Here is a 14,289-nt window from a genome sequence, read left to right on the forward strand (position 1 = left end):
TATTGGATACCATTGTATTGAAAAATCAGGTGTTTTGAAACAGATTCTATTCTTTCATTTGAACCAATGGATAGGTTAAAGGAGGGATCCTTTTTTGATCTTTCAAGTTCTTCTGGAGTTGCATCTTTTTCATCTGTTAGGAATAAATTTTCAAAATTTATTTTATCCTCCCTTGGATGCATCTACTTATAAGACTATTTAGGACGTAAAAAGGTTCATTTTTTAAAAATTAAAAAAATCCCCACAAAAGTGGAGATTTAATTTAAAGTTTTGTCAGAGATCCAACCATTTATATTTTCGCCTGAAACTGTACTTTTAACTTCTACATGGCACCAAATTCTTTCGCCCTGTTCAATTTTTGTCTCTAAGATGTAGAGTTCAGTTCCCTTATCCAAAATTTTTATTATTTCAGAATCAACGCTTGGTTCTCTCCTTAAATTTGCCTTTTCTGTTACTACATTTCTATAAGTGTGAAGGAGTTCTGAAGATTTTTTTGCCGTCTGTGCTGCATCTGTGTAGTCATTTTCCTTTTCAAAATTTTCCTTTTGAGCTTCGCTTTTGTTTAAATCAATTGCATTTTTGCTCTCGATTTCTTTTTTTAAAGTTGTCGCCTTTGCAGATTCAGGTACAACTTCAAGATAAGAATTTAAAAGTGAAAGTGCGTTACTAACTTTATTGTCTGTGTATAAATTTTTTACATTAGTTAAAATTATATTATCTATGGAAAGAAGTTTGTCCTGTGCTGAATTATAATTTTTTTCGTCTTCTTGGATTACTTTTTTAAAGTTATGGGCAGAGTCAATATAATTTCCATCCTTGTAAAATGCAATGCCCTTTTTATAAAATTCGTCAGATTGAACTAATTTCTTTAATTTTTCAATTTCATTTGAAATCCCGGGAGTTGTCTTTTCTTTTGTAGCTTCTTTGTAAATCTCAAGTGCTTCCTTATATTCGCCACTTAGCGCTAAACTCCTTGCATCTTCAATTTTATTTTTGTTTCGAGAAATTGTTGCAAAATTAATTATAAATATAGAAATTATTGCCAAGATAAATATTAAAATTAAGGAAAAGAAGATAATTTTTCCTGAAAATCTCCTTGGCTTTTTTAAGCTCACGTCATTAGTCCTGTCGTTTTTTAGGCTCTCAATATTGGGGGCAATCTTTGATAAATTTGTTTGAGTTAAGTGAGTTTCCAATGTTTTTAAATTAATATCTGATGTGGACCTAGTATTTTCAATTACATTTAAAATTTTTGAATTTATAAGTGGTTCAGTCAAATTGTTTAACACAAAACTTTTATTTCTACCACAAAAATCACACTCGGTGTGTTCTTTTTCATTTATAAAGCCACAGGCGCAGCGCCAAAAATCGATTTGATTTTCTCCATAAGTTTTAATTCCATCTCCAAGGGTGTCCTTTATTTGTGCACGCTTTTTCTCTGGAATTACTGGAAGATTCATTTCATATTTTTTTCCAGGACAAGTTATAGTTTTGCCATCACAAGTGTATTTTGAGATGTAAATATCTATTGCCCTTGCATCATAGAACCTCTCGTCTAGCAAAAAAGGATCTAAAAAATACCTAGTGTAAGGTTTGACATTTACTGATTGTGCGAAATAAAATTCTCTTCCGTTAAATAGGTAAGATTTTTCAATAGATTTAAACTTTACAGCAAATTCAATATTAGTTATATAAGAGTCTGTTGCATTTAATATATCAATTGCTATGGCAAAATCACCGCTAGTGAGTTCGGCATTGGCAATTTGAATTTTTTCATCTGTATTAAAGCTAAGTTTTGTGGGTAATGTTCTAAAAAAACTCATAAAGACTCCTTTCTATTATTTATTAATTAATTATAATCTACTTGAAAAATTTTTACAATATAGCTCTATTTACTAAATTACGCCTTTATCATATAATTTAATCATAGAAGAGGGGTGGAAGATGAATATAAAAAGAAATTATATAGATATAAGGGACGAAAAAATTTTTTACCTAGAAAATGAAGGTAAATCAGACAAAAATATTTTATTTATACATGGAAATATGTACTCATCTTCTTGTTTTATAGAAGTCATTAAAAGTTTAAAGAATTACAATATTTTTGCACCAGATATGAGAGGATATGGAAACAGCTCTTACAACAACAAAATCACATCAATGGGTGATTTTGCATCAGACATAAAGGAATTTATTTTAAAACTTAATATAAATAATTTCACCATGGTTTCATGGTCCCTTGGAGCTGGAGTTGCTCTTGAACTTTCAAGGGATGAAGAAATTAAATACAGAATAAAAAATCAAATTTTATTGGCACCCTTTGGCTACACACCATTTAAAATTAATGGTACAGACCTTCTCGCAAATAATTTCCAAGAATATTTGAGCAATTTTGATTTTATCAATCCTCAAAAAAACCTGGAAATTTTAAAGGGACTGATGACCTTTAATATGAATTTAATTGAAGACAGCTTTGCAAGCATGGGTATGAAGGGCGATAAATTAAAAAAAGATAATATTAGAGTTTTATTTAAAACCTTTATATACAATGTTAATATGCCAGGGCAGGAAGAATTTGAAAGAAATATAGACTCTGCAATTAAGCAGAGAAATTTAGAAGAAGTTGCAGAAATTTTAAGGGACTACAAATATTGTGGCGGCAAATTAAACACAAAGAGTGTGGTTTTGCATGGTTATGATGACAGAGTAATTTCATACATGGATGGAAGATTTTTGGCAGAGGAATTGGGTTCAAAGTTTGAAAAATTAGATGATTGCGGGCATTCTGTCATGACTGATAAAAAGGATTTTGTAGTAAAAACAATAAAGAATTTTGTGGAGGAATAAATGAAAGTTTTATTAGGCGAAGGTATGGCGAGAAAATATGGCGATACAATAAGAAAATTAGGCTATGAAGTAATTGGATACGACGAAAAAAATCCCAATGAAATTGAAGATTATGGCGAAGATATTTTAATTGGCGCCATTAATTTAGAAAATATGAATTATAAAAATCACAAAAATTTAAAGTATATATTTTTGACATCAGTGGGGATTGATTTTTTAGACTTAAATTACATTAGAGAAAAGGAAATAGTTTTATCCAACAACAACGGGGCATACGACGATCCTATTGCAGAGTGGATAGTCTATGGACTTCTTCAAATTGACAAGGAAGATAGAAAAAATATTGAAAATCAAAATAAAAAAATTTGGAAAAAGAGGAGTTTTTCCCACAACTTATATGGCAAAAAGGCTCTTTTCATGGGCACAGGTACAATTGCAATAGCTGGAGCAAAGAGATTAAGGGGCTTTGATATGGAGCTAAATGGATTTAATACAAGCGGTAGAAAAGTTGAACCCTTTGACAATGTCTATTCAATAGAGGAACTTGATGAAATTTTGCCACACATGGATTATATTATAATGTGCCTACCTGGAACAGAAAAGACTCATCACATACTAAACAAAGAACGTTTTGAAAAATTAAAAGAAGGCGTAGTAATAGTGAATATATCAAGGGGTGCAACAATAGATGAAAATGCACTTGTAGATGCAATTAAATCGGGCAAAATAAGGGGAGCGGCACTTGATGTATTTGAAGAAGAACCGCTAAGCAAGTCATCGCCACTTTGGGAAATGGAAAATGTCTACATTTATCCACATATTTCCTTCTCCTGTGAAGACTTGGGTAAAAGACAATTTGACACAGCCTATCAAAATCTAAAGGCATTAAAAAATGACGGAGATTTTAAAAATATAGTGGACTTCGACAAGGGATATTAAATTAGATAAAGAATTTGTGTTTATTTAAAGCAGTGTAAAATCTTTTGCATATAAATAGATATTTAAAATATTATATAAATTATGTTGCAAATTTTAGCAATTATGGATAAAAAGAAGGGGAGCTCAAAAATATTTATGAAAGTAATATAAAGTAAAATAATGTTAAATTCAAATTTATTTTCATCAGAAAAAATTACCTATTTTTCTTGTACTATCAAGGGTTAAATTGATTTTATGACTAAGTTCAGTTATAATTGTTTTAATAATGATAGCATTTAATCGGAATTTTGACAGATTTTGCCAAGACCTTATCCTACGGGATTAGGTTTTTTTATGGAGGTTTTATGAGTAATAAGAAATTTTATGTTACAACGCCAATTTATTATCCAAGTGATAATCTTCACATTGGTCATACTTACTGCACTGTGGCAGTTGATTGCGTTAAGAGATTTAAAAAAATTAAGGGCTATGATGTTTTCTTTACTACTGGTACAGATGAACATGGTCAAAAGATAGAAGAAAAGGCTAAGGAATGTGGCATGAAGCCAAAGGATTATGTCGATGGAATTGTAAAAAACATCAAAAAACTTTGGAAGACTATGGATATTGACTACGACTATTTTGTTAGATCCACTGATGAGGACCACGAAGAAGATGTTAAAAATATTTTCCAAAAACTTTATGACAAGGGAGATATTTATAAGGGCGAGTACGAAGGTTATTATTGCACTCCTTGTGAATCTTTTTGGACTGAGGCACAACTTGGCGAAAACAAAACTTGTCCTGACTGTGGAAGGGAAACTCAGTTAACTCACGAGGAATCTTATTTCTTTAGACTTTCTAAATATAAAGATAGACTTTTAAAATATTACGAGGAGCATCCTGAATTTATTGAGCCTGCTTTTAGAAAAAATGAAATGATAAAAAACTTCTTTGAAGGCAAGGATGGTCTTGAGGATCTTTCTGTATCTAGGTCTACTTTTGATTGGGGAGTTAAGGTTCCTTTTGACGACAAGCATGTTGTCTATGTGTGGATTGACGCTCTTGCTTGCTATTTGACAGCGATTGGTTATGGCACTGATAAGGAGAAATTTAATTCTTATTGGCCAGCTAGTGTCCATTTTGTTGGAAAGGAAATAATGAGATTCCACGTTATTATTTGGCCAGCTCTTTTAATGGCACTTGATTTACCGCTTCCCGACAAAGTTTTTGGTCACGGATGGATTTTATTTGACAACGACAAAATGAGCAAGTCTAAGGGAAATGTTATTTACCCTGAACCAATTATCAAGCTTTACGGCGTTGATGCTCTTAAATATTTTTTACTTCGTGAATTTTCTTTTGGTTCTGACGGTTCCTTTAATATTGAAAAATTTATGCAAAGACTTAACTCTGATTTGGCAAATGACCTTGGAAATCTTCTTTCAAGAACTGTTTCTATGATTGACAAATACAATAATGGTTTGATAGAAGACATGGGCGTAAGAGAAGATGTTGATGATGATTTGGAAAATCTCGCTGTTTCTGTTGTGGATGAAGTCGAAGCAGCAATGGAACACTATCAGTTTTCTGTTGCTCTTGAGTCAATTTGGAAATTAATTAGAAGATCCAATAAATATGTTGATGAAACTGAACCTTGGAAGTTAGCTAAGGATGAAGATAAAAAAGACAGACTTAACACTGTTTTATATAATTTGGCGGAAAGCCTAAGAATAGTTTCTGTTTTAATTTATCCTTTCATTAAGGATACTTCTATAAAGATTAGGGAGCAACTTGGTTTAATTGATGAAATTAATTGGGAAGATTCAAGAGTCTTTGGTTTATTAGAAGACGGTACAAAGGTCAACAAGGGTGAAGTTATTTTCCCAAGACTTGATATTGAGGCTGAAATCGAAAGATTTAACGAAGAGAACACCGCTCTTTTAAAATCAAGAACTATGACTGAAGCTAAAGAAGAGGTTAAAGAAAGTATAAAAAAGGAAGTTAGTATAGAAGATTTTGCAAAACTTGATATAAGAGTTGCAGAAATTGTTGATGTTGAAGCTCACCCTAATGCAGATAAGCTCTATGTTCTTAAATTAAAAATAGGCGATATGGATAGACAAATTGTTTCTGGAATTAAGGAATACTACAAAAAAGAAGATTTAGTTGGAAGAAAAATTTTAATGATTTTAAATCTAAAGCCAATTAAATTAAGAGGCGTTGAATCTAATGGCATGCTACTTGCAGCAGCAGATGACGAAGGAAATTTAACACTTGCATCAACTTTATCTGACATTAAATCGGGAGCAAAAATTAGTTAGGAGAAAATATGATAGATTCGCATGTACACTTAGATGACGAGGCCTTTGACGAGGATCGTGATGATTTAATTAAATGTTTAAGTGAAAATGGAATAGAACTTGTAATAAATAATTCTTCAGACTTGCCATCTTCAGAAAGGTCAGTGGAATTGGCTAATAATTATGAAAATATTTACGCTGCCATTGGAGTGCATCCTCATGATGCGATAACCTATGACGATGATGTAGAAAAAAGGCTTATTGAGCTTTCAAGGGACAAAAAAGTTGTTGCAATTGGAGAAATTGGACTAGATTATCATTACGACAATTCACCGAGATATGTGCAAAGGGTAGTTTTTAAAAGACAAATTGAGCTTGCAGCGAGTTTAAAGAAAAACATTGTAATTCATTCTCGTGATGCCGCTAAGGATACCTTTGATAATTTAAAAGAAGCCCACGAAAAATATGATTTCAAAGCCTTGATTCATTGCTTTTCTCAATCTGTGGAAATGATGAGAGAATATATAAAAATGGGCGATTACATTGCCCTTGGCGGTGTAGTTACTTTTAAAAATGCAAAAACTCCTAAGGAAGTTGCAAAGGAAGTACCACTTGATAGACTACTTCTCGAAACAGATTGTCCATATATGACTCCAGTTCCTTATAGAGGAAAGAGAAATGAGCCAAAGTTTGTGAAATTCACTTGTCAATACATTGCTGACCTTAGACAAATGGAAGCATCTGAAATTGAAAAAATTACAGCAGAAAATACAAAGAGGTTTTTTGGAATATGAAAATGACAATTAAAGAAGTAATTGTCGCAGAGGGCCGTGATGATGAGATTGCTATCAAAAAGGCTGTGGACGCTGAGATTATCACAACTCATGGCTTTGCCTTTGGCAGAAAATTAATAAATCTTTTAAAAGAAATAGAAAAGAAAAGGGGAATAATCATCTTCACAGACTCAGATTATATGGGTTCACAAATTAGGAAGAGAATTGCAGATGAAATTCCAAGTGCAAAACACGCCTACCTTTCTCAAAATGTTTCCACAAAGCATGGAGATATTGGAGTGGAAAATGCGTCGCCTGAAGAAATTTTAAAGGCATTAAAGGCGGCACGAGCTACAAAAACTAAGGTAGTCAGCGAATATACCATGAGTGATTTAATTGAAAATCGACTTATAAATTCTGATGATGCCAGCGCTAGACGTGAAAAACTTTCTGAAATCCTAAAAATAGGATATGGAAACGGAAAAAAGACTCTACACAAATTAAATTCCTTTGGGATTACAAGGGATGAATTTGAAGAGGCCATGAAGGAAGTGAATTCTCATAGATAGATTATATAAACCAAGTAAACTTTCAGAAATTCTTTCAAAGTATGGATTTAGATTTACAAAGTCCTTGGGACAAAACTTTTTAATAGATGGAAATATTGTCAGAAAAATTGCTGATGCAGCTGAAATAAGCGAAGAGGACAATGTACTTGAGATTGGTCCTGGAGTTGGAACTTTAACAGAAGAACTTGCCCTTCGTGCAAAAAAAGTTGTGGCAATAGAGATTGACGAAAAGTTAAGAGAACTTCACAAGGAAACTCTTAATATAGAAAATGTAAAAGTAATCTACGGAGATTTCCTCGACTTAGATCTAAAAAAGCTAACAAAAGAAGAGTTTGGTGACGAGGGTTTTAAAGTAGTCGCAAACCTACCTTATTACGTTACAACACCTATAATAGAAAAGTTAATTTTAACAAATGTAAATTTAATTTCCATTACAGTAATGGTACAAAAGGAAGTTGCAAAGAGACTTTCGGCGGAGCCTGGCAGTAAAGATTATGGTTCACTATCTGTTTTTATAAATTATTACACAGATTGCAGATATAAATTTCAAGTGCCAAGTTCAGTTTTTATGCCAAAGCCAAATGTTGACTCAGCTGTAGTCAACTTGAAAATGAAAAAAAGAGAAGAAGTGGATACGGCATTTTTATTTAAAGTTGTGCGTGCTTCTTTTGTTACAAGACGAAAGACTATTTTAAATTCTCTTTCCAATTCAAAATTAAATTACACTAAAGATGAAATAAAAAGGGCTCTTGAATTAAGCGGAATTGATGAAAGAAGAAGAGCAGAAACTCTTAATCTTGAAGAGTTTATTATTTTAAGTGTAAATTTTAAAAGTGTGGGGTAAATAAAAATGAATGATAAATTTATAGATGAAATTCCAAAAAAAGTGGAGAAAGATATTTTTAATTTTAACAAGGAAGAGGATTTAATAGAAATAATTTCTCAAATATTCAAAGCTTTATCTGATCCGACAAGGATTAAGATTATTTATGCGCTCATGAATGGACCATTATGTGTATCTGATATTGCAATTTTACTGGATATGAGTCAATCTTCAATATCACATCAACTTGCACTTTTAAGAAATCAAAATTTAATAAAAGTGAAGAGAAAGGGCAGAAGAGCCTATTATTCATTAGACGATGAGCACGTCCTATGCATCTTTAAAGATGGATTAGACCATGCGAAGCATAAATTATAAGAATATTAAATGTTTGTAAATAATTTTAAATAATTTGATTCACTTATACTATTGGAGTATAATAAAAGAACTGATAAGGAGGAATAAAATGAGTAAAGTAACAGTATATACAAGTAATACTTGTCCTTATTGCACAATGGCAAAGGACTATTTAAAAGAAAGAGAAGTTGAATTCGAAGAAAAGAATGTTCAAACTGACAAAGAAGCAAGAAATGAATTAATGGCAATGGGATACACTGGAGTACCAGTAATCTGCGTTGGCGACGAACAAATTGTTGGATTTGATAAAAACAGATTAGACGAATTATTAAAATAATTTTTTGAAATTAGAAGTAAAATAGATGCTGAAAGGCATCTATTTTTTTGGGAGTGAAGATGAATTTAGTGTCAGTATTTTTAATTGGAGTTGGACTTTCTATGGATGCCTTTGCAGCAGCAGTTTGTAAGGGACTATCTATAAGAAAAAATTTTTTAGAAAAGTCTTTTGTGATTGCACTGTTTTTTGGCATTTTCCAAGCACTAATGCCCTATATAGGTTATTTATTGGGTTCAATTTTTGCGGAAAAGCTTCAAGCTGTGGATCACTGGATAGCTTTTGTACTTTTGTCAATTATTGGGGTTAATATGATAAGAGAATCAAAAGACAAAACTTGTGAATTTGAAGAAGATAGACTAGATTTTAAAAATTTATTAATGCTTGCCATTGCAACATCAATTGATGCACTTGCAGTGGGAGTGTCCTTTGCTTTTTTGAAAATAAAAATATATCTTGCAGTTTTCGTAATTGGTATTACAACTTTCGTAATTTCATTTTTGGGAGTGAGAATAGGAAGAGTTTTTGGAATTGCTTTAAAGGACAAGGCACAAGTAGCAGGTGGATTAATACTTATTCTACTGGGATTAAAGATTTTAGTGGAACACCTTGGACTTATTACATTTTTTTAAAGTAGAAAATATCTGCTGGAGAATAAATCTCTAACAGATATTTTTATGTACGAATATTGTTCATATAAAAATGGTCCTAAGCTTAAAATTAAAAAAATATTACCTAAATGCAAATGCAAAAGTAAAATTATAAATTTGTCTGCTTAGAAAGATGATTTTACCTTACTTGAAATTGAGGATAAAAATTTTTGTGTGAATTTAAGTTTATACCTTATAGTTTAAAAATTCTAAAGTAAATCAATTTGTTTTGCTACAAAAAAAAGCATTATAAACAAAACACCGCCAATAACAAATAAATTTCTAAATAATAAGTTACTTATTTTTAAAATTAATTTTAAAGCTGACTTAACATCTTCGTTTTCTAATTCTTTAATATCTTCCTCTATTTTTTTAAATTTTCTGGAATAGTACGTATCTTGAATCAATAAAAATATGAGAAGTACATATAATAATCTTAGACTGATATAACATCCCTCCTTAATTTATAATGGTAAATTTGTGCTAAATTATATATGAAAAAATTTTAATTTTCAACAAATAAAGCGATTTATTAATTATCATATTATATATAATTCTCTGTTATAAAACAATTACAAGTACAAAAAATTTATAAAGCATAAAAATAAATTTTATTTATTTTAGAGAAAAATCAAAGTTTCATATAGTCAAAGATTTTGTTTCAAAAATTAATTTTTTAAAACAAATAAATTATAATCAAATCTTTTTTTAACAAATGTAATTATATTTAAAAAATAGTTAAAATTTGTTTATTTTAACAAAATAAGTAAAAAGGCTTTCCTTTATTTTACTTATTTTTTCATGTATAATTAATCTGCAAAAGATTTAGATTAATTAATCATACATAGATATTTTAATTGAATTAATCTTAGGTCTTTGTTATAATAATCTTAAAAGCTGGAATGGATTCCGCAATATGAAACCACATTGGGAGGTGTTATAATGTTAGGAGATGTTACTCTTACCCTTGGAGAAGCTTTTGGTGTAGCATTGACAGGACTTACAGTAGTATTCTTGGCCCTTATTTCTTTGTTAATAGCAATAATGATAATTAGTAAAGTAGTTGGCGGTATACAAGGTAAACAAGAGCCAAATCAAAGTGCAGCGCCTGTAAAGGCAGCACCGCAAAAGAAAGTAGTTGATAATTCAATGGATCCTGCGCTATTAGCAGCAATCATTGGAGCTATTAGCATGGAAGAAAGATCAAGAGTTGAAAGTTTTAGAATTGTTTCTATAAACGAAAAAAAATAAATTATTTTAAATTATTCTATTATTTATGAAAAGGAGAAATTAATGAAATATCAAGTTAAAGTAGATGGAAAAGTTTTTGAAGTAGAAGTAGAAAAAGTTGGTGGAGGATACCAAACACTTACACCAGGATCACTTACATCAGCACCAGTTCAAGCTGCACCCGTAGCTCCTCAAGCGCCAGTAGCACCAGCTCCTCAAGCAGCACCTGCACCAGCTCCTCAAGCTCCAGCAGCACCTGTGGCATCAGGCGGAAGTGGAGATGTAATTTCACCAATGCCAGGAACTGTTCTTAAAATAAATGTTAAAGATGGAGATACTGTAGGAGCAGGAGATGTAATTCTTATTCTTGAAGCTATGAAGATGGAAAATGAAATCGTAGCTCCATGTGCTGGAAAAGTAACACTTAACGTAAAAGCGGGAGAAACAGTAGATACTGACGCATTACTAGCAAGTGTTCAATAATAGGAGGTCGAAATATGTTATTAGAAACATTACAAGGGATTCTTGGTGAATCAGGGTTTGCAGCATTACAGTGGCAAAATGTAGTAATGTTTATCGTATCTTTTATTCTTATTTATTTAGCAATAAAAAAAGAATTTGAACCACTATTATTACTCCCAATTGCCTTTGGTATGCTTTTAAGAAATTTACCATTAGCAGGCTTAATGGAAGTTGGAGATCCATGGCAAAGCTCTGGAGTTTTAGCTATTATGTATAACGGAGTTAAGTCAAACTTATTCCCATGTCTAATTTTTATGGGCGTAGGAGCAATGACTGACTTTGGACCACTTATTGCTAATCCAATTTCATTACTTTTAGGTTCAGCAGCACAATTTGGTATTTACGTTGCATTTATTGTAGCTGTAAAACTTGGATTTACTGGACCAGAAGCAGCATCAATTGGTATTATCGGTGGAGCAGATGGACCTACGGCTATATTTACAACATCTCAACTTGCACCACATCTATTAGCACCAATTGCAGTAGCAGCTTATTCATACATGGCACTTATTCCAATGATTCAACCGCCTATTATGAAGGCACTTACTACTGAAAAAGAAAGAAAAACTGTTATGACATCACTAAGAAAGGTATCTAAACTAGAAAAAATAATTTTCCCAGTTGTAGTAGTACTTTTCACATCACTACTTCTTCCAGACGTAGCACCACTTCTTGGTATGCTTATGCTTGGAAATCTATTTAAGGAATCAGGAGTAGTTAATAGATTATCTGACACTGTACAAAATGCGTTAATGAATATTGTTACTATTATGCTTGGTACAACAGTAGGAGCAACAGCAGACGGAACAACTTTCCTACAACCTGCAACTATTAAAATTATTGCTCTAGGACTTATGGCATTCTGCTTTGCAACAGCAGGCGGTGTTATTTTTGGAAAAATTTTATACATTGTAACAGGTGGTAAAATCAATCCGCTTATTGGATCAGCTGGTGTATCAGCAGTTCCAATGGCAGCACGTGTATCACAAGTTGAAGGTAGAAAATATAATCCTACTAACTTCTTACTAATGCACGCAATGGGACCTAATGTTGCGGGAGTTATTGGCTCAGCCGTAGCGGCAGGTGTATTCTTAATATTATTCAGTCATTAATTAATTTATTCAGCTCCACCGTGGGCTGAATATTTATGCAATCAAGTTATATTTAACAAAAGGAGGTTTTAACTTGAGTAAAGTAATGAAACTTAAAGACGCCATAGCAAAGTATGTTGAAGATGGCGATGTAATTTCACTAGGGGGATTTACAACTAATAGGAAGCCTTACGCAGCAGTAAATGAAATTTTGCGTCAAGGTCAAAAGGATTTTATCGTTGAAGCAGGACCTGCAGGAGGAGACTGGGACACATTAATTGGAGCAGGCAGAGTAAAGGCATACATAAATTGCTATACTGCTAACTCAGGATATACAAATGTTTCAAGAAGATTTAGAGCAGCAGTTGAAAAGGGAGAACTTCTTATGGAAGACTATTCTCAAGACGTTGAAATGCAAAGAATTCACGCAGCTGCACTTGGTCTTCCATACTTACCATGTAGATTGATGATGGGTTCAAGTTTAGTTGACGAATGGGGAATATCTAAAGAAGAAAGACAAAAGATTGACAAACTTCCAGATGACAAATTTATATATGTAGAAAACCCATTCAAAAAAGGCGAAAAACTTGTTGCAGCACCAGTTCCTGAAATTGACACTGCAATAATCCACGTACAAATGGCTTCTCCAGATGGAACTACAAGGATTCTTGGAAACACATTCCATGATGTTGACATTGCAATTGCAGCTAGAAAAGTTATTGTAACTTGCGAAGAACTTGTTTCTGACGAATACATCAAAAACTTTGATGCAGCTGACAACAAAATCCCAGGATTCTGTGTTGACGCAGTAGTTCACGCACCATTTGGAGCTCACCCTTCACAATGTTATGAATATTATGATTACGATGCTGATTTCTACAAGATGTACAATGTTAAATCAAAGACAGAGGAAGATTTCAACGCATTCTTAGATGAATGGGTTTATGGTGTTGAAGATCATGATGCATACCTTAACAAACTTGGAGCTACAAGAATAATTGGTCTTAGAAATGTTCCAGGATTTGGTTACGCAACAGACGTACTAAAGAAGGGAGAAGAAAAATAATGGCTAGATACGATAATTATACAAATAAGGAAATGCAAGCAGTAACAATTGCTAGACAAATTAAGAATGGTCAAATAGCAATTGTTGGAACAGGACTACCTCTAATTGGCGCTTCTCTTGCAAAAGCAGTTTACGCTCCTGACTGTTATCTAATCGTAGAATCAGGACTTATGGATTGTGACCCAATTGAAGTTCCAAGATCCGTTGGTGACAATAGATTTATGGCACATTGTGGAGTTCACTGGACAAATGCAACTTATGTTGGTTTTCAAGCTAATGAATGGAGACATGACAAGAAGAGAATGATCGCATTTATCGGTGGAGCTCAAATCGACCCATTTGGAAATGTTAACTCAACAGTAATTGGCGATTATCATCACCCTAAGACTAGATTTACTGGTTCAGGTGGAGCTAATGGTATTGCAACTTATGTAAATACTATTATCATGATGCAACATGAAAAAAGAAGATTTATAGAAAAAGTTGATTATATTACTTCTCCTGGTTGGATAGATGGTCCTGGTGGAAGAACTAGAGTAGGTATTCCTGAAAATGTTGGACCACAAATGGTTGTAACAGATAAGGGTATATTAAAATTTGATGAAGATACTAAGAGAATGTATCTTGCTGGATATTATCCTTCTTCTTCACCAGAAGATGTTCTTGAAAACACAGGATTCGATATTGATGTATCTCGTGCAGTTGAACTTGAAGCACCAGACGAAAATGTAATTAAATTAATAAGAGAAGAAATAGATCCAGGCGAAGCTTTCATTAAGAGACCTGTAGAATAATAAGGAGGACTT

At 32.4% G+C, this 14,289-nt stretch carries 15 protein-coding genes and 1 pseudogene; 14 read left to right on the plus strand and 2 right to left on the minus strand.

Features of this window, described 5'->3' with window-relative positions; translation table 11 throughout:
* Positions 1-182 (minus strand): annotated as a pseudogene (locus MR285_RS05450) (hypothetical protein); the annotation flags it as partial.
* 75 nt (positions 183-257) lie between these two features.
* Positions 258-1,823: an SH3 domain-containing protein gene (locus MR285_RS05455; RefSeq protein ID WP_293558820.1), complete on the minus strand. Its 1,566-nt coding sequence runs from the start codon at positions 1,821-1,823 to the stop codon at positions 258-260.
* A 121-nt stretch (positions 1,824-1,944) separates the two neighbouring features.
* Here MR285_RS05455 and MR285_RS05460 point away from each other — a divergent pair, with 121 nt between their 5' ends.
* The 14 genes from MR285_RS05460 (at position 1,945) to gctB (ending at position 14,277) form a co-directional block, all read left to right on the plus strand.
* Positions 1,945-2,847 (plus strand): alpha/beta hydrolase, encoded by a 903-nt coding sequence (locus tag MR285_RS05460; RefSeq protein ID WP_293558822.1) that lies wholly within the window; start codon positions 1,945-1,947, stop codon positions 2,845-2,847.
* Entirely contained in the window at positions 2,848-3,786 is a 939-nt protein-coding gene (locus tag MR285_RS05465; protein ID WP_293558824.1) for a phosphoglycerate dehydrogenase, read from the plus strand.
* A 344-nt stretch (positions 3,787-4,130) separates the two neighbouring features.
* Positions 4,131-6,089, plus strand: a complete 1,959-nt coding sequence (gene metG / locus MR285_RS05470) for a methionine--tRNA ligase (protein ID WP_293558826.1) — start codon at positions 4,131-4,133, stop codon at positions 6,087-6,089.
* 8 nt (positions 6,090-6,097) lie between these two features.
* Positions 6,098-6,862 (plus strand): TatD family hydrolase, encoded by a 765-nt coding sequence (locus MR285_RS05475; RefSeq protein WP_293558828.1) that lies wholly within the window; start codon positions 6,098-6,100, stop codon positions 6,860-6,862.
* The gene (gene rnmV / locus MR285_RS05480; RefSeq protein WP_293558830.1) at positions 6,859-7,410 is read left to right on the plus strand and encodes a ribonuclease M5; all 552 of its coding nucleotides are present in this window, start codon (positions 6,859-6,861) and stop codon (positions 7,408-7,410) included. The genes MR285_RS05475 and rnmV overlap by 4 nt, the downstream gene beginning before the upstream one ends.
* Positions 7,403-8,254 (plus strand): 16S rRNA (adenine(1518)-N(6)/adenine(1519)-N(6))-dimethyltransferase RsmA, encoded by an 852-nt coding sequence (gene rsmA / locus MR285_RS05485; protein WP_293558885.1) that lies wholly within the window; start codon positions 7,403-7,405, stop codon positions 8,252-8,254. The genes rnmV and rsmA overlap by 8 nt, the downstream gene beginning before the upstream one ends.
* A 6-nt stretch (positions 8,255-8,260) precedes the next feature.
* Positions 8,261-8,611, plus strand: coding sequence for a metalloregulator ArsR/SmtB family transcription factor (locus MR285_RS05490; protein ID WP_293558832.1), 351 nt, complete (start codon positions 8,261-8,263; stop codon positions 8,609-8,611).
* A gap of 88 nt (positions 8,612-8,699) precedes the next feature.
* The gene (locus MR285_RS05495) at positions 8,700-8,927 is read left to right on the plus strand and encodes a glutaredoxin family protein (protein WP_293558834.1); all 228 of its coding nucleotides are present in this window, start codon (positions 8,700-8,702) and stop codon (positions 8,925-8,927) included.
* Between the two features lie 59 nt (positions 8,928-8,986).
* Positions 8,987-9,556, plus strand: a complete 570-nt coding sequence (locus tag MR285_RS05500) for a manganese efflux pump MntP family protein (RefSeq protein ID WP_293558836.1) — start codon at positions 8,987-8,989, stop codon at positions 9,554-9,556.
* A 960-nt stretch (positions 9,557-10,516) separates the two neighbouring features.
* A complete protein-coding gene (locus MR285_RS05505) occupies positions 10,517-10,825 on the plus strand; it encodes an OadG family protein (protein ID WP_293558838.1) in 309 nt (102 codons plus the stop codon).
* Positions 10,826-10,867: 42 nt separating this feature from the next.
* Positions 10,868-11,287, plus strand: coding sequence for a biotin/lipoyl-containing protein (locus MR285_RS05510; RefSeq protein WP_293558840.1), 420 nt, complete (start codon positions 10,868-10,870; stop codon positions 11,285-11,287).
* Positions 11,288-11,301: 14 nt separating this feature from the next.
* A complete protein-coding gene (locus MR285_RS05515) occupies positions 11,302-12,438 on the plus strand; it encodes a sodium ion-translocating decarboxylase subunit beta (protein WP_293558842.1) in 1,137 nt (378 codons plus the stop codon).
* Between the two features lie 73 nt (positions 12,439-12,511).
* The gene (gene gctA / locus MR285_RS05520) at positions 12,512-13,483 is read left to right on the plus strand and encodes a glutaconate CoA-transferase subunit A (RefSeq protein ID WP_293558844.1); all 972 of its coding nucleotides are present in this window, start codon (positions 12,512-12,514) and stop codon (positions 13,481-13,483) included.
* Complete coding sequence (gene gctB, locus MR285_RS05525) at positions 13,483-14,277, plus strand: glutaconate CoA-transferase subunit B (RefSeq protein WP_293558846.1); 795 nt, start codon at positions 13,483-13,485, stop codon at positions 14,275-14,277. The genes gctA and gctB overlap by 1 nt, the downstream gene beginning before the upstream one ends.
* Positions 14,278-14,289 lie beyond the last annotated feature (12 nt).

This window comes from Peptoniphilus sp. (assembly GCF_022767005.1).
Taxonomy (GTDB): Bacteria; Bacillota; Clostridia; order Tissierellales; family Peptoniphilaceae; genus Peptoniphilus_A.